The following is an 18,358-nucleotide window of genomic DNA, read 5'->3' as shown; positions in this document are numbered from 1 at the left end:
CCTATTTGCTTAAAAGCTATTTAACTATGTATAATCATTAATGAATAAGATTTCAAACCTGGAAGTTCACCAGAATTTACTGTTTGGATAGTTTCAGTACCAGCTTTTTGGTGGTTTGCGACAATATGCCAAATTTTACTAGCTGGTATTGGCATAAGTGCATTGATATCATAACCATCTATAGAAGTCGCATTATAGATGACAATAATATCTTGCCAGCTATCACCATTAGCATTATTTTTAAAATGTGAAATAATCACACCAGATTTAGGATCATGGTGAGCGGTAGTTATATTTAAGTTCTTTTCTATAGTTTCACGGTCTTTCATCCTAAAAGCAGGGTGCTCTTTTCTAATTTTAATGAGCCCCGCAATATAATCAAAGAATGCTTTGTAGCAAAGCTTATCTGACCAATGAAAAGCATTGATACTATCGCCACTTTTGTAACTGTTATGATCGCCTTGCTTGGTTCTGAGAAACTCTGCCCCACCATGAATAAAAGGTATACCTTGCGCTGTTAAAACAATCCCTAAAGCAAGAGCATTTTGTCTAACAAAACGATGTTCAAAAATATTTTCAGGAAGGTTTTTACGATAATATCCATTGGGAATATCATGACTTTGACTTTTTTCAACTTGATCCCAAAGGGTGTAGTTATCATGGGCATCGACATAGTTGACAGACTCACCAGGCATCGCTGTTAAGCTATAAATTGAGCCACGTAATCCTTCAATTACATTACCAATATTACTAGGATTATGAGGATCTCCATTGATAAAACCGTTACCAGGATTGTTATTGCCGCGAATAGCATCACGGAAATAGTCGTTAAATATTGAGAATTGCTGATTTCTTTGGGTACCTCTATGAGTGCCGTTTACTAACGGCGAGTCTCCACCTTTCCATGGTTCGCCATAGATAATTACATTTGGATTGATTTGCTTAACCTTGGTGATAATATTTTTAATTGTATTGATATCAATAAGTTCCATTAAGTCAAAACGGATACCATCAATTTTGTAGTTTTTGACCCAGTGAACCACTGAGTCTTGGATAAATTTGCTAACCATAGGCTTTTCACTTGCTAATTCATTACCACATCCTGAACCGTTGGTGAAATTCCCTAGTGTATCTGTTCTGAAATAATACTTAGGTACAATTTTGTCTAAATTCGAAGTTTCTGTCATATGGTTATAAACCATATCCATTATTACACCAATACCTTTTTGGTGAAAACCTAATATCATATTTCTAGCCCCTTTAATTCGTTGCAGCGGATCATAAGGGTTTATGGAATAGCTACCATCTGGAGCATTATAGTTTTGTGGGTCATAGCCCCAGTTGCGATTATCTTTTTCGTTATTTTTTTCTTCATCAACTGATGAAAAATCAAAAATCGGTAAAAGATGAATATGAGTAACTCCAAGCTCAACTAAGCTAGTTATACCTGTTGATACTTTCTGGTTTGTTGCTGAATCTATATAGTAAGTATTATCCTCAACTGCACCTAAATATTTTCCTCTTAATTCTTCACTAACACCACTTTCTGGACTAATCGTGAAATCGCGAAGGTGTGCTTCATAGATGATAGCATCTTCCTTATTTATGCAGTTAGGATTATGTGATTGTTGCCATTGTTTTGGAGTAACTTTAGCATCATTAAGATCTACTAAAAAACCTTTTCTGCCGTTTAGACTAACTCCATAAGCATATGGATCAACTGCATACGTTGTTTTAATACATCTTTGACCTTTGTTATCTAAATCTTCAAAATGCAACCTGTAGATGTAATATTTGTTTGCGTAACTTTTACGACAAATTTCTATATGATGAGTACCATAACTTCTCTCAGCTGTTAGCTCATAGACAAAATCTGGTTGTTTTTTATTGCTGACTAAATCTTCATTATAAAGTAGAACTTCAACCTTGATTGCTGTAGGCGCCCAAATTCTTAGTGATATTAGTTCATCACTAAAGCTAACCCCGATACTATCAGTATAGTAGAAGTTATTTAGATATTCACCCATTAATACTTTCGCTGTAGAAAAAATATTGCTAGCTCTTATTTCTACAAATTCATGGGGATTTATGTGTGGTAAACCAGTAAATATAAGCTGCTTAGAGCGATGTTTTACGATTAAGTCAACATTTTCAACTTTTTTGGAATTTACCCAAAGTTCGAAAGATGTACCAATTCTAGGGATATCTGATAGATAAGCAATAATTCGAGATGCTTCATTCATCACAGCATGTATTATCCTTGGATTAGTTTTATTGATGACGTCTTCTAGAGATCTATAGATTACAGCATCGCCATGAATGATATAGTAGTTTTGATATTTTTTTGAAATCTTAAAACAGCTGGTTTGTTCTGCCCAATCATTATGCCAATTTATATCCCAAATTCTCTTTCTAGCGATGACATTTTTCTTTTGGCAAAGTCCATATAAACCAAAATCACTTCTATGTGAAAGTGAAACTGAATGCGCAGGTTTATTTTTGTTGAAATTCCATAAGTCCCAGTCGAAATTCTCACCTTTATAGTGTTGGTCTTTCTTTATAAAATGTACAAGTGAACCTTTTCTTTTTTCTTTAACAACGGTAAATGTCCTTTGAGCTGTAAGTTCGGGATTATTTTTAGCATAGCATGAGACTTTAACTTCTGTTAAATTACTAACACAAGGATCTATCAGAAGTTTACTATTAGCTAAAGTTATTTTTGAATTTTCAGGGCTAACATGCCATTCAACATCAATGATGTTTTGATAACCAGTAATTGATTTTGTTATAGCAATTAGCTCTAGGTTAAAACCTGGGACTAGATAATTTTCAGAGGCTTTAATTTCGAGAGTACCTTTTGCTACTTGCCAATTAAAGCTAAGCGGTATCAAATCATGATCATTTATAGAAACCTTAAACTCCTCACCAGCTAGATTTACTAAGATAAATGAATATTGATTTGTTCCTGCGTTAAGAGTTGATATATTAAAAACATCTTTGGTTAACCACAAACTACCATCATCATTATCAGTAGTCCAATTAAGTTTATACTCTTCAAGTTTTTGCCAATTGTTAAAATTAGCAATGACATAGCCATGTAAAAAACCATCTGCTTGGATGCGAAATCTGATGCTATTAGTTTCAAAATCCAGATAAACTTGATGAGTTGCGTTAAGTTGAGTAAAATTACCAAATTTATCTTGTATCCATATATTTTGATTTGTTGCTTGCATAAACTATTAAGTCTCTATTGTAAAAAATTAGTTATTTGATAAGTTTGAGTACGAGTGTTGCCATAGGCGGGATTTTGATTGTAATTCTCTGCTTAAAACCATGTGATAGCTGTGGTGATGTGAAAATCTCTGTAGTCATAACTTGTCCTGAGCCACCGAATTCAAAATTATCAGAGTTAAATACCTCTTTGTATGATCCAGCATCTGGAACTCCTAAATGATAGTCATAGTATAACACTGGGGTAAAATTACAAATAAAAATCAGCTTTTGTTTATCATCTTTACTACTTCTGATAAAAGATAGGATACTTTGCTGCGAATTATCGGCATCTATCCATCTGAAACCATGGTGATCATAATCACACTGCCATAGTGCAGCTTCACTACGATAAAAGTCATTTAACTTTTTGAAAAAGTGAAGAGTTTGTTTGTGAGTATCATATTCATCGACTACTTGCCACTGAAGTTGCTCATATTCACGCCATTCAACAAACTGACCAAACTCACTACCCATGAAGATAAGCTTTTTACCAGGGTGCCCAATCATGTATGACATATATAAGCGTAGCCCAGCATATTTATTCCACAAGTCTCCCCACATTTTATTGATTAAAGATTTCTTGCCATGAACTACCTCATCATGCGAGATCGAGAGAATAAATTTTTCTGAATAATGATATACCATAGAAAAAGTTATCAAGTTGTGATGATATTTGCGGTAAACGGGATCTAGCGAAATATATCTTAACGTATCATTCATCCAACCCATATTCCACTTAAAGTCAAATCCTAAACCACCTTGCTCAGCAGGAGTTGTGATATCTGGCCAAGAAGAAGATTCTTCAGCAATAGTAACAACACCTTTGCAAGTGTGTTTTAGAACCCCGTTTAGTTCCTTAAGAAAAGCTATACCTTCAAGATTTTCATGACCGCCATAAATATTGGGTATCCACTGACCATCTTCTCTATCATAATTAAGATAAAGAATATTAGACACTGCATCAACACGCAATCCATCTATATGAAACTCATTAATCCAATACATCGCATTTGAAATCAAAAAACATTTTACTTCATTTCTGCCTAAGTCGAAATTATGCGTTCCCCAACCTTTGTTGATTGCTTTTGTAGGCTCTTGATATTCGTAGCATGGACTACCATCAAAGTATATCAAACCATGTTGATCTTTACAGAAGTGTCCTGGAACCCAATCTAAAATTACGCCTATATCATCATTATGTAGCTTATCTACTAGACGCTTTAAGCCAATTATATCGCCATGACGACTATTTACAGAATAAAATCCTGTTGGCTGATAGCCCCATGAAGCATCTAATGGGTGTTCGTGTAACGGCATAAATTCAACATGAGTATAGCCCATGTTTTTGATGTATTGAGGTAGAGTTTCACTTAGCTCATCGTATGTCATGAATTCACCATTTTTAGTTTTCCACGAAGCTAAATGTAGCTCATAAACATTCATAGGATTATCATAGTATTTAGTTTTAGCACGCTTTTCTAGCCATTTATCATCATGCCAAGTATATTCAGTGTCAGTATTTACTATAGAAGCTGTATTTGGCCTTAATTCGGAGAAAAAAGCATAAGGATCACTTTTGTAAACATAGTGATTAGTATCTTTGTTAGTTACTACAAACTTATATTTATCACCGTTTTTTGCATTTGCGATAAAAACACTCCACAATCCTACTTCACTAATAGCACCCATGTAGTTGCTATCTTGAATTTCCCAGTGACTAAAGTCACCAATAATACAGATACTTTTGGCATTAGGAGCCCAAGTGGTAAATCTTATACCATTAAGACCATTTTCATAAGCTTTATGAGCTCCCATAAAATTATAAGCATATATATGTTTACCTTCATGGAAGTAATATTTATCTAATTCACTTATAAATGAGTTAGATTCTGGTGACAAGCCTTTGTTATCCATAAAATCTCCTAATAGTAAAATCCTTACTTCTTTATGCAGGTAATGAGTAAGTTTCATAAGCATTAGTTAACATTGTATACTAACTAGTAATTAACAACTACATCTAACCTATATTCTAAAGTTAAAAGATTATTGAATAAATCTAACCACCTTATTGATTGTGTAAAGTGAATTTTATTTTCCTAAAGTCGCTGAAAATACTAGTTTTTAATAACCTTTGCTGTTTTATTTTTGTATAGATTATGATTAAATCAATAATATAACTAACTGTTTAGTTATCAGTTTTTAGTTAATCAATATTTATTAAGGTAAATTTAGGATATGACAATTCAAGTAATATCAACAAAACCTTTTCTCAACCAAAAACCTGGAACATCTGGTCTACGTAATAAAGTAACATCATTTCAACAGCCTGGTTATCTGGAGAATTTTGTTCAATCAATCTTTAATTCTTTAGAGAATATCTCAGGACAAACTTTAGTAGTAGGTGGAGATGGAAGATATTATAACAAGGTTGCTATACAGACTATTATTCGTATGGCGGCTGCAAACAAATTTTCTAAGATTATAGTGGGACAGGGCGGTATTCTTTCAACTCCAGCGGCAAGTTGCATAATACGTAAATATAAGGCTTTTGGCGGGATTATTTTATCAGCAAGTCATAATCCAGGAGGTTTAGATGGAGATTTCGGTATAAAATATAATATTTCAAATGGAGGGCCAGCTCCAGAAGCCATAACAGAAAAGATTTATTTTGAGACGCAAAAAATTGATAAATATTATATAAGTGTTGCTGGTAAGTCATCAATTAACTTAGATAAGTTGGGTATTTATAAAATAGAAGATACTGAAATACAAGTCATAGATTCTGTAGTAGATTACTCAGAATTGATGCAACAAATTTTTGATTTTGACAAGATTCGTAAATTATTTGCACAAGGTTTTAAAATGCGTTTTGATGCGATGAGCGCTGTATCAGGTCCTTATGCAAAATATATTTTTGAAAATGTTTTAAATGCACCAGCTGGGACTGTAGTAAATGCAGAACCACTAGAGGATTTTGGAGGACATCATCCAGATCCAAACCCTGTAAATGCTGCTGATTTAATTAAGCACATGAGAAGCGATGACGCTAGTGACTTTGGTGCTGCATCCGATGGAGATGCTGATAGGAATATGATTGTGGGTAAAAAGATAGATGTGGCACCATCAGATAGCTTAGCAATAATGGCAGCTAATATCCATTTAATTCCAGGATATAGTCAAGGTATTAAAGGTGTAGCAAGATCTATGCCAACCTCAACTGCAGTAGATAGAGTAGCTAAATTTTTAAAAGTACCATGTTTTGAAACTCCTACTGGCTGGAAATTTTTTGGTAATTTACTTGATGCTGGAAAAATTACTTTATGTGGTGAAGAAAGCTACGGTACAGGCTCTGACCATATTAGAGAAAAAGATGGAATCTGGGCAGTACTTTTTTGGCTTAATTTAGTTGCTGCAACAAATAAAAGTGTTGATGAACTAGTTATTGAACATTGGCAGAAGTTTGGACGTAATTTCTATTCAAGACATGATTATGAAGCTATTGATAGTGAAGTTGCAAACCAAATAATTACAACATTAAGGGCGAAATTATCGCAATTAAACCAAATCACATATAATAAGTTTTTTATAGAAAAATCAGATGACTTTATTTATAAAGACCCTATAGATAATTCTATTTCAAACAATCAAGGAATTAGAGTTATCTTTGAAGATGGTTCTCGCATCGTATTTAGACTTTCAGGTACAGGTACCCAAGGAGCAACTTTACGTATATATCTAGAAAAATATGAGTCAGATAGCAAAAAATTTGATATTCCAACACAACAAGCTTTAGCTGATTTAATTGAAATTGCAGAGGATTTAATAAAAGTAAAATTACTTACCGGAATGAAAGAGCCAACAGTAGTAACTTGATTATAAAATTACCTTTTAAGGAGTTAATAAAATGGATAATCCTAATTCGACACATCAACTCTACAAAAAAGCTATGGCTTTAGTTTTAGCTGGTGGACGTGGGTCACGCTTATATAATTTAACAGATACCCGAGCAAAACCAGCAGTTTACTTCGGAGGCAAATTTAGAATTATAGATTTTGCTCTTTCAAATTGTTTGAACTCTGGTATTCGTAGAATAGGGGTAGTAACTCAGTATAAGTCACATTCATTATTACGCCATTTACAACGTGGTTGGAGTTTTTTACGTGGAGAACTAAATGAATTTATAGATCTCTTACCGGCACAGCAAAGGATTGATGAGGAGCACTGGTACAGAGGTACAGCAGATGCTGTTTACCAGAATATCGATATTTTACGCTCATATGGCCCTGAATATGTGATAGTTCTTGCCGGTGATCATATATACAAGATGGATTATTCAGTTATGCTAAGAGATCATGTTAAAAGTGGTCATAAGTGTACTGTAGGATGTGTTGAAATTGACAAAGAGGAAGCTTTTGCCTTTGGTATAATGGGCATTGATAAAGAGCGTAAAATAACTAGCTTTATAGAAAAACCACAAAAAGATGCACCTACTATACCAGGAGATCCTAACAGATGTCTAGCTAGTATGGGTATCTATATATTTAACTCGGACTACCTATATGGCTTGCTTGAGGAAGATATTGCAAATAAGACATCAAGCCATGATTTTGGTAAAGATATAATTCCAAGGATAGTTAAGGAGAACCAAGCTTTGGCTCATCCATTTAGTATGTCTTGTGTGCCAAGAGGCAAAGATGTTGAGCCATATTGGCGAGATGTTGGCACTATTGATGCGTTTTGGGAGGCTAACCTTGATTTAGCAGCAAATATGCCTGAGCTAAATATCTATGATAAAGATTGGCCAGTTTGGACAGCACAAGAACAGTTACCACCAGCTAAATTTGTTCCTGATAGAAAAGGTAAGCATGGTGTTATTACCAATACTTTAGCTGCTAGTGGTTGTATTGTTTTAGGTTCAGAGATATCAAAGTCTCTGATGTTTTCAAATGTTAGAATCTCATCTAACTGTGTTATAGATCAGTGTGTGATTATGCCTGATGTTGTCGTTGGTGAGAATTGTCGCTTGCAAAAAGTCATAGTAGATAGAGGTTGTGATATTCCTGATGGTACGATTATTGGCGTGGATCCTAAAGAGGATGCTAAAAATTTCTTTAGAACTGACAAAGGGGTGGTATTAGTTACTAAACAAATGATTGATAAATTAAACAAGTAAATTAGGGTAATTAAGAGACTATGCGAGTTTTACATGTATGTAGTGAGCTATACCCACTACTAAAAACAGGCGGTTTAGCAGATGTCACAGCAGCTTTACCTCCAGCATTATCTAAGTTCGGTGTTGATAGTAGAATTTTAGTTCCTGGTTTTCCAGCATTTATCAATGCTGTTGAGAATAAAGAGCTTTTGCTTAAGCTTCCAGGACGATTTAGCAGTGATGAAATAGCTATTTTTTTAGCTAAGATCCCTGACTCAAAGCTTGATATATATGTAATTGATGCTCCTAGTCTATATAATCGTCCTGGTAACCCTTATGCAGATAATAAAAATCAAGCTTATGCAGATAATTACTTGAGATTTGCTTTGTTAGCTTGGGTTGCGGCAAGAGTTGCTGAAGGGTTAGATCATCAGTGGAGACCAGATATAGTGCACAGCCATGATTGGCATGCTGGGTTAGTACCTGCATATATAAAGGCAACTGAGTTAGCTACGGGAATAAAAACTGTTAAAACTGTATTTACGATACATAACCTTGCTTATCAAGGTCTTTTCCCACTAAGTGTTTTTTCAGAACTGGATTTACCAGCACATTTCTTAAGCATAAATGGCTTAGAGTTTTATGGTCAAGTTTCCTTTATGAAAGCGGGATTATACTTTGCTGATAAGATCACTACAGTTAGCCCAACATATGCTAAAGAAATTCAAGGGCAAGAGCAGGGTTGTGGACTTGATGGCTTATTATCAAAACGTAAGCATGATTTGTATGGAGTACTAAATGGGGTTGATCCAAAGGTATGGAACCCCAAAATAGATCCCTTTATAGAAGCTAATTACACCATTACTACAGTAGCGGCGCAAAAACTAGAATGTAAAACGGCCCTGCAAAAAATGGTCGGCTTAAAGGTACAGAATGAAGCACCTTTATTTGGAGTAGTAAGTCGTCTTACAGAGCAGAAGGGTTTAAATCTTGTAATTACAGGCTTATCGGAGATATTAAATCGTGGTGGCCAAATAGTGCTTTTGGGTAGTGGTGATAGAGTATTAGAAGAGGCTTTTGAATTAGCTGCAAAAAACTATCCAGAGTCGGTTGCTGTGCAAATTGGCTATGATGAAGAACAGGCCCACCGTATAGTTGCTGGTTCAGATGTGATATTGGTACCATCACGCTTTGAACCATGTGGTTTAACACAACTGTATGGCTTAACTTATGGAACTTTACCATTAGTGCACAAGGTCGGAGGTCTTGCTGATACTGTTGTAGATTCATCCTTAGAAAACTTAGCGGATAAAACGGCAACTGGCTTTGTGTTTGATAAGTTTGATGTTGATAGTTTTATATTTGCTGTTCGTAGAGCTTTTGCTCTATATGATCGTAAGGCATATTGGAGAAAAGTTAGAAAAACAGCCATGCAGCAAAAAGTTAGCTGGGAGCCTACTGCCAAAAAAATATTCGATATTTATAAGCAATTAATCAAAGAAAGCAATTAAAAAAATCTTATACATCTTGTATAGAGAATGTTTTAATGACATTATATCCCCAATATTTTTAACTGAAAAAATTTCTTATTAAAGGTTTTATTAACATGAATGAAAAAAATCAAATTAAATTATACCTTGAAAAAATACTAGATTGTACTGTTAGTCAAGCAAATGATCAGGATTTGTATTATGCTTTACTAACTTATGCTAAAGATCAGACTGCAAAACTTCCAGAGCAAGACTATAAAAAGAAAATTTACTACATCTCTAGCGAATTCCTAATAGGTAAAATGCTGATTAGTAATCTGATAAATCTAGGTGTATATAATGAAATCTGCCAAATACTAAAAGAAAATGGTAAAGATATCGTACAGATTGAGGAATTCGAGCCAGAGCCATCACTTGGTAATGGTGGTCTAGGTAGACTAGCCGCATGTTTCTTAGACTCTATAGCATCACTAGGGATCCCTGGTACAGGTATTAGCTTGAATTATCATTACGGTTTATTTAAACAGAAGTTTAAAAATCATTGTCAAAATGAAAAACCAAATCCATGGATTGAGAAATTAGGTTGGCTAAATAAAAAAGATACTAGCTATAAAGTTGATTTTAATGACTTTAGTGTTGAGTCACAGTTATATGAGATTGATATTGTTGGCTATCAAAACAATTTTGTCAATAAGCTATGTTTATTCGATATCACTAGTGTTGATGCAAGTGTCATTGAAGATAATATTACTTTTGATAAAACAGCTGTTGAGAAGAATCTGACATTATTCTTATATCCGGATGATAGTGATGAGGCTGGCCATCTTTTGAGGATTTTTCAACAGTATTTTATGGTTAGTAATGCGGTGAGTTTGATTTTCTCTGATATAACTAACAAAGGCTATTCATTAGCAAACTTACCAGAGCATGCGGTCGTTCAGATTAATGATACGCATCCGACTCTAGTCATCCCTGAGCTAATTCGTCAATTGGTTGCTAATGGTATTGATATTGATAAAGTAATAGAGCTTGTAAGTAAAACAGCGGCTTATACTAATCATACAATTTTAGCAGAGGCTTTAGAGAAGTGGCCTTTGAGATATTTAGAGAAAGTTTTATCTAAAGAAATGGTAGATATTATCAAGTATTTAGACAAAAAAGTAAAACAACAATATAAACAGCCAGAGTTAGCTATCATCGATGCTAATGACTGTGTGCATATGGCGCATATTTGTATTCATTATAGCTTTAGTGTCAATGGTGTTGCAGCATTGCATACAGATATTCTTAAAAAAGCTGAGTTAAAACATTTTAATGAGATATATCCTAATAAGTTTAATAACAAAACTAATGGTATTACTTTCAGACGCTGGTTATTACAAGCTAACCCAGAATTAACTAGTTATTTGAAAAGTTTGATTGGTGATAGCTTTGTACAAGATTCTAAACAGCTCGAGAAACTATTAGCGTATCATAATGATAAAAATGTCTTAGCTAAACTTGATGAAATTAAGAAAACTAAAAAAGCACAGTTTATTGAGTTTGCTAGCTATTATTCGGGGGTTGACCTTTTAGAAAATGGTATATTTGATGTACAAATAAAGCGTATTCATGAATATAAACGCCAACAAATGAATGCTTTGTATATCATTCATAAATACCTTGAGATTAAATCAGGACTATATCCAAAACCTAAGCGTCCAGTCAATTTTATCTTTGGCGGAAAAGCAGCACCTGCCTATATAATAGCAAAAGATGTTATCCATCTTATTTTATGTTTACAGGAGCTTATAAATAACGATGCTGATGTTAATCAGTATATACGAGTTTTATTTGTAGAAAATTATAATGTTAGTATTGCTGAAAAGTTAATTCCTGCGGCTGATATCTCTGAGCAAATCTCATTAGCATCAAAAGAGGCTAGTGGCACTGGTAATATGAAATTCATGCTAAATGGTGCTATTACACTTGGTACTATGGATGGTGCTAACGTTGAGATTGCTGATTTGGTAGGAAGTGCAAATATTTATACTTTTGGTAAAGATAGTAACACTATTATTGATTTATATAAAACTAGTGGTTATAAGGCTATTGAGTACTATAATAATCCAGTTATTAAAAATGCTGTAGATTTTATAACTTCACCAACAATGCTAGCTATTGGTGATAAAGATAAATTAACTAGATTATTTAATGAGCTTATAAACAAAGATTGGTTTATGACTTTAATTGACTTGGTTGAGTACATTAAGGTCAAAGACAAAATGCTTAGAGATTATGAAAATCGCGAAGATTGGTTAAGAATGAGTTTAGTAAATACTGCTAAGTCAGGCTTCTTTAGTTCTGATAGAACTATTGGACAGTATAATAAATATATTTGGAAGATATAACTTACAATCAACTATGTTATTGGCGGTAGTAAAGATGCCTCTCTCTTGTTAAGAGAGAGGTAGGGAGAGAGTTTTTATATACTCCACCTAACCTCCTATAAAATAGAGGAGGGACTTAAAAAATTAGTAACATAGTTGATATGACAATTTATATTGGAGCTTTTGTGAAAAAGACAGGACTGTTATTAGCTATTTCAAGTTTGCCTAGTCAGTTTGGCATTGGTGATTTGGGTAAAACTGCTTATGAGTTTGTTGACATTTTAAAACAAGCAAATATTAAAATTTGGCAAGTATTACCACTTACACCATTGGGTTATGGTAACTCGCCATACCAGTCTAGCTCATCTTTTGCTGGTGATGAGATATATATAGCTATTGATAAACTAGTTGAAATTGAGTTGTTAGACACGGTTAGTCTCAAAGATTTTAATAGCAATACAGATGTGGTTAAATATGATATTGTTAGAGACTATAAAAGCCAGCTGCTACAGCAAGCTTTTGAAAATTTTAATAAATCTCAAAATACAGAGCTTAAATCTGATTATCAGAAATTTATAGCTCAAAATGGCTGGGTTAAAAATTATGCTATCTTTAAAGCTTTTAGAGAGGCTAACGATAACCAAGCTTGGAACTTATGGCCACAAGCTTATAAAAAATGGCTTAAAGAAAAAACTATAGAGCTTGATCAATTTCAAGAAGATATAGCTTACCAAATATTTTTACAATTTATCTTCTATAAGCAGTGGTTTGAGCTAAAAGATTATGTTAATAAAAATAATATTCAAATCATCGGTGACTTACCTATTTATCTAGGTTTTGACTCTGCTGATGTGTGGGAGCATCAGGAAGTGTTTTTATTAGATGAAAATCAAAATCCAACTTTTGTGGCTGGTGTTCCTCCAGACTTTTTCTCTGAAACTGGTCAGCTATGGGGTAACCCTTTATATGATTGGGATAAGCTACAACAAACAAATTTTGACTTTTGGATTGAGCGTTTAAAGGGTAATTTTAAACTGTTTGATATTGTTAGGATTGATCATTTTAGAGCTTTTGATACTTATTGGAGAATCCCAGCAGGTGAAAAAACTGCTATAAATGGTGAGTGGGTTGAGGCTCCTGGTTATGATTTCTTTGACACAGTATATAAGCGTATTCCTAATGCTAATATTATCGCTGAAGATTTGGGTGATTTACGCCCAGAAGTGTTTGAGCTACGTGATCACTATAACTTAAAGGGCATGAAAGTATTTCCATTTCATTTTGATCTTAAAACAGCTAGATTTATTGATGATGCTAATATCATTGCTTACTCAGGTACTCATGATAATAACACCTTAAAAGGCTGGTATTTTGATGAGTTAAATAGATACCAAAGAAAGTTATTAAAGCGGTATTTAAAAGCAAATGATAGAAATATATTTAGAAAAATTATTAAATATTTGCTTAACTGTGAAGCTGAATATATAATCTTGCCTGTGCAAGATATTTTAGAGTTAGGTAGTGGGGCTAGACTAAATACCCCAGGTACAGTGGGTTGGCCTAATTGGCAATGGAAATTGGTTGATTTTTCATCATTAAAATTTAAGACAGGTTGGTTATCACTGCAGATACTTAAGTCTAAGCGTTGCTAATATTTTGATACTTTTATAAGATACTTATTGATATCTAAATATGATAAAATCTTTTACAAAATTATAATTATGTGAAGATTTCAATTAGTATGCTTACATTTCAAGAAATTATTTTAAAACTACATCATTATTGGGCATCAAAAGGTTGTGCGATTATTCAACCATTGGATATGGAAGTAGGTGCTGGGACATTTCATCCAGCAACTACATTAAGAGCAATAGGTCCAGAGCCTTGGACAGCTGCATATGTGCAACCTTCAAGAAGACCTACAGATGGTCGCTATGGTGAGAATCCAAATCGTACGCAACACTATTATCAATATCAAGTTGTAATGAAACCATCACCAGATGATATTCAAGAGTTATATCTTGGTTCACTTAGAGAGCTTGGTATTGATACATTAGAGAACGATATTCGTTTTGTAGAAGACAACTGGGAATCACCAACATTAGGTGCTTGGGGTCTTGGTTGGGAAGTATGGTCAAATGGTATGGAGATTACCCAGTTTACTTACTTTCAGCAAGTAGGCGGACTTGAGTGTAAGCCAGTGATGGGTGAGATTACTTATGGTCTTGAGCGACTAGCAATGTATATCCAAAATGTTGATAGTATGTATGATATCTTATGGGCTAATACGCAAAATGGTCCTTTATATTATCGTGATGTATTTTTGCAAAATGAAGTTGAGATGTCGACTTATAACTTTGAAGAGGCAAATGTCGATGAGCTATTTAAGCAGTTTGATTTATTAGAGAAAGAAGGTTATCGCTTGGTTGAGAAAAATCTACCTATACCTGCTTATGAGTTTGTATTAAAAGCATCGCATACATTTAACTTATTAGATGCTCGTCATGCGATATCTGTTACAGAAAGACAAGGCTATATTCTAAGAGTTAGAAAATTAGCTCTAGAAGTAGCTAAAGAATATTACAGCGCTAGGGAAAAATTGGGTTTTCCAGCTTTTAAAAAGTAGTGTAGCTGAAAACTTCAACTGTCATCAACTATGTTGCTAATTTATTTATAAAATCTTCAAATCTCTTTTTAGATCTCTAATTTTAGCATTAGCAATGACTATAATTTTTCTCATAACAGCTACAAGGGCTACCATCTTCTTTTTACCCTTTTCAACAAGGTCTCTATAAAATATTCCAAGTTTACCTTTACTTCTAGCAGCAGTTAATGCTGACATAAATAATATAGGTTTTAAATCAGCTCTACCGCCGTAAGTCTTTCTATAGCCAACTTTCTTGCCACTTTCATACGGATATGGAGCTACTCCTGCTAAAGAAGCCACTTGTTTACGGTTTAAGTTTCCTAACTCAGGCATCAAAGCAAGTAAAGATGTGGCTGTAGCATTTCCTAGACCAGTAACCTCTTTAACTAATAGATCTCTAGCTTTTGCTAAGTATTGGCAATCATCGACTAACTCATTTATAAGGCTTTCTATAATCATAATTTCTTGTTTATAGAACTCTATCATTCTTTGGTGAGAATCTTTTGTATATTTTTGGTCTGGTGCTTGATATCTATTTTTTTCAGCTGTTAACTGTTTTTTAATATCTTGTTTTCTAAGAATATATTTTATAAGCTTTTGCATTTTATCATCATTAGGTTGATAAAATTCTAGGTCACGGTGTCTTTCATACCCATACTTAGCTAGTCCAAAAGCATCAATATTATCTGATTTACCTAATTGACCTGTAGAGCGAATAAAATGTTTAACTATTCTAGTATTAGCTCTGTGAACAACTATATTTTTAGTTATTAAATATTCAAGTAAAGCTTTTTCATAGCCTCCGGTAGTTTCAACAACTACAAAAGATTTATCCTTGAGTATAGGATGATCTGATAAAAGTTCATCAAAGCCAGTTAAGTTATTAAGGTATTTAAAAGTCTTTTTCTTACCATGAATTGCTACTACAAAATCATTCTTTGATATATCAATACCGATGAAATTATGATACATTTTAAATATCTCCTTAGTATGTTTACAAATATTTGCGATTGTAAGCGGTCGTTAAAACCAAGCAACTATACAAACGTATTAAGGAGATAACCCAAGTACCTTGATGACAACGATTGTTTAAATCTATCCTGAACCGGTCGCTTGGGTTATAATCAAAACTATTAAAATAGTCTTGATTTAACTCCTTGGTAAACACATTATACTAAGAATTTAACTTACAATCCTGAACTCGTTTCAGGATCTCAATTTAAAGTGCCTATCGTGAGATGCTAAAATAAACATGTGCTGAACTAGATTCAGTGTTCAGCATGACTTTCTTATATGGGAGCTCTATGAAATATAAAAATCAAATATTAAAGTTTCTTGGTTCCACAATTCTAGTTGGAGAAGATTTTCAAATTGAATCTCTATTTTTAGATAGTCGTAAATGTGATGATAAATCGGCATTTATAGCGCTAAAAGGTCAAACTACTGATGGAAATAAATATATTGATAATGTTTTGGCTAAAGGCGTAAAGCTTGTTTTAAGTGATAATTTAAGTTTAAACTACTTATCTAGCTATAATCCTGAGCCGGTCACTGAGCTCAGTCGAAGTGCAGGATCTCACAATAAGGAGTATACTTTATACAAACTAGATTCCGGATCGGAGTCCGGAATGGCAACAATTATATGTATAAAAGATTTAAAAGATAAATTACCTACTCTTGCAAAATGGTTTTATGATTATAAAAAACCACAAAATATAATTGGTATAACAGGTACAAATGGTAAAACATCGATCTCTAGTTATATTGCACAATTGCAAAAAATGCTAGGGCAGAAGTCTCTATTACTTGGTACAAATGGCAATGGGATTTATCCAGATCTACAAGAGAGTACCCATACGACATTAGATATATTATCTTTGTATCAAACTATTTCATATTATAAAAACTATCAAAATCTTGTCATGGAAGTTTCTTCACATTCATTAGATCAAAAACGTGTTGCCGGTTTAGATTTTGATATTGCAGTATTTAGTAATCTTAGTCATGATCATCTTGATTATCATAAAACTATGGAGAACTACTTTGAGGTTAAGGCAAAACTGTTTCAATTTAGTAGTCTAAAAAAAGCTGTAATAAATATAGATGATGAGTATGGCCAAAAACTTTGTGAAAATATCAAAAAACCGTCATTCCATTCCCCTGTTGAGAGGGGTGCTGGCAGGCGGGGTATGGTGGCTCCAACCACGGAATCTATTGATATTATAACCGTTAGCCTAAAATCAACAAATGCTGATGTCTATATAAATGTCAAAAATATCCATAATATGCAAACAAGTTTTGATTTGTATATTTTTCAGAAACTTATAGGTACTTATCAAACATCTTTAGTAGGTGAGTTTAACCTAATGAACTTAGGTCTAAGTCTAGCTGCATTAGATGGTTATATTGCTAGAGAACAACTTTTAGCAAATATAGCTTCAATTAAACCAGTAAAGGGACGTATGGAAATCATTGAGTTAGCTAATAATGCTAAGATTATAATCGATTATGCACATACTCCTGATGCTTTAGAAAAGGCATTACAAACTTTAAAACGATATTCAAAATCTAATTTGTGGTGTATATTTGGCTGTGGTGGGGATAGAGATGCAACCAAAAGACCTAAAATGGCACAAATAGCTGAGAAATATGCTGATAAAGTAATAGTCACAGAGGATAATAATCGCTTTGAAAATATTGAAAATATTTTTAGTGGTATTAAAAAAGGGTTTAGCAATCCTGAGAAACATACTTTTATTACTTCTCGTGAAAAGGCTATCAGATATTGTATAGAAAATACAAGTCAGGGTGACATTATCCTTTTAGCTGGTAAAGGTCATGAGTGCTACCTTGATAAAAATGGTGTTAAAGAGTATTTTGATGAAAGAGAAATCATAAAAAATTATGCCGGATTATTCTTTGAATATAGTAAATAAAGAAATATAATTTAACTTTTACATTGAGATTATAGGAATGATTAATAAAAAAGAGTTGACCGTATCAATTGTTATGATTTTATTAGCTAGTTGTTCATCTGTTCAATTAAATCCTGTAGCTAGTAAGGTAGAAATATCTAGAGCTGCTCCTGCGAAAGATTGTAAATTTATTAATACCATTACGGCCACACAAGGTAACTTCTTTACTGGTGCATTTACATCTAATAATAATTTGCAGGAAGGTGCATATAACAAAGTAAGAAATGAAGCAGCTGAAATGGGAGGTAATTATATTCAGTTAATTTCTAGCCAGGCTGGAGATACTGGTGGAGGAAGTGGATTTGATGGCGATTATAATTCTAGTTACCAACAAACAAACTATACCGTAACAGGTTCTGTTTATAATTGCCCAAGTAATAATTCTTAATATAACTTATTAGTTTTGTTTTAGAATTAATACTATAGGTAATATTGAAAAAATAAAAGTTTTA

The 18,358-nt window shown here is 33.4% G+C and carries 11 protein-coding genes; 8 read left to right on the top strand and 3 right to left on the bottom strand.

The window, feature by feature from the left end; all coding sequences use genetic code 11:
• Positions 1-20: 20 nt before the first annotated feature.
• Both pulA and glgB read right to left on the bottom strand, forming a co-directional pair.
• On the bottom strand, positions 21-3,233 hold the full coding sequence (gene pulA, locus CGC45_RS06505) for a type I pullulanase (protein ID WP_071629517.1): 3,213 nt from the start codon (positions 3,231-3,233) through the stop codon (positions 21-23).
• 31 nt (positions 3,234-3,264) lie between these two features.
• Positions 3,265-5,187: a 1,4-alpha-glucan branching protein GlgB gene (gene glgB, locus CGC45_RS06500; RefSeq protein ID WP_114702106.1), complete on the bottom strand. Its 1,923-nt coding sequence runs from the start codon at positions 5,185-5,187 to the stop codon at positions 3,265-3,267.
• A 321-nt stretch (positions 5,188-5,508) separates the two neighbouring features.
• Between glgB and CGC45_RS06495 the strand changes: the two genes are divergently transcribed.
• From CGC45_RS06495 to glyQ, 6 genes are all read left to right on the top strand, one after another.
• Positions 5,509-7,146 (top strand): alpha-D-glucose phosphate-specific phosphoglucomutase, encoded by a 1,638-nt coding sequence (locus tag CGC45_RS06495; RefSeq protein WP_071629515.1) that lies wholly within the window; start codon positions 5,509-5,511, stop codon positions 7,144-7,146.
• Between the two features lie 31 nt (positions 7,147-7,177).
• Positions 7,178-8,446, top strand: coding sequence for a glucose-1-phosphate adenylyltransferase (glgC, locus tag CGC45_RS06490; protein ID WP_071629514.1), 1,269 nt, complete (start codon positions 7,178-7,180; stop codon positions 8,444-8,446).
• A 20-nt stretch (positions 8,447-8,466) separates the two neighbouring features.
• On the top strand, positions 8,467-9,936 hold the full coding sequence (gene glgA, locus CGC45_RS06485) for a glycogen synthase GlgA (protein WP_114702105.1): 1,470 nt from the start codon (positions 8,467-8,469) through the stop codon (positions 9,934-9,936).
• A 95-nt stretch (positions 9,937-10,031) separates the two neighbouring features.
• A complete protein-coding gene (locus tag CGC45_RS06480; protein WP_071629512.1) occupies positions 10,032-12,305 on the top strand; it encodes a glycogen/starch/alpha-glucan phosphorylase in 2,274 nt (757 codons plus the stop codon).
• A gap of 164 nt (positions 12,306-12,469) precedes the next feature.
• Entirely contained in the window at positions 12,470-13,936 is a 1,467-nt protein-coding gene (gene malQ, locus CGC45_RS06475) for a 4-alpha-glucanotransferase (RefSeq protein WP_071629979.1), read from the top strand.
• Positions 13,937-14,025: 89 nt separating this feature from the next.
• Positions 14,026-14,910, top strand: a complete 885-nt coding sequence (gene glyQ, locus CGC45_RS06470) for a glycine--tRNA ligase subunit alpha (RefSeq protein WP_071629511.1) — start codon at positions 14,026-14,028, stop codon at positions 14,908-14,910.
• Between the two features lie 45 nt (positions 14,911-14,955).
• On the opposite strand, the gene CGC45_RS06465 is transcribed toward glyQ, so the two are convergent.
• On the bottom strand, positions 14,956-15,903 hold the full coding sequence (locus CGC45_RS06465; protein WP_114702063.1) for an IS110 family RNA-guided transposase: 948 nt from the start codon (positions 15,901-15,903) through the stop codon (positions 14,956-14,958).
• Positions 15,904-16,211: 308 nt separating this feature from the next.
• Here CGC45_RS06465 and CGC45_RS06460 point away from each other — a divergent pair, with 308 nt between their 5' ends.
• Positions 16,212-17,867 carry a UDP-N-acetylmuramoyl-L-alanyl-D-glutamate--2,6-diaminopimelate ligase gene (locus tag CGC45_RS06460; RefSeq protein ID WP_371664999.1) on the top strand — a complete coding sequence of 552 codons (1,656 nt, stop codon included), beginning with the start codon at positions 16,212-16,214 and terminating at the stop codon, positions 17,865-17,867.
• Positions 17,868-17,898: 31 nt separating this feature from the next.
• On the top strand, positions 17,899-18,294 hold the full coding sequence (locus CGC45_RS06455; RefSeq protein WP_306669152.1) for a DUF4156 domain-containing protein: 396 nt from the start codon (positions 17,899-17,901) through the stop codon (positions 18,292-18,294).
• Positions 18,295-18,358: the final 64 nt, after the last annotated feature.

This window comes from Francisella opportunistica, from assembly GCF_003347135.1.
Taxonomy (GTDB): Bacteria; Pseudomonadota; Gammaproteobacteria; order Francisellales; family Francisellaceae; genus Francisella; species Francisella opportunistica.
The sequence above is the reverse complement of the archived record's forward strand: the minus strand, read 5'-3'. Positions and strand labels throughout refer to the sequence as shown.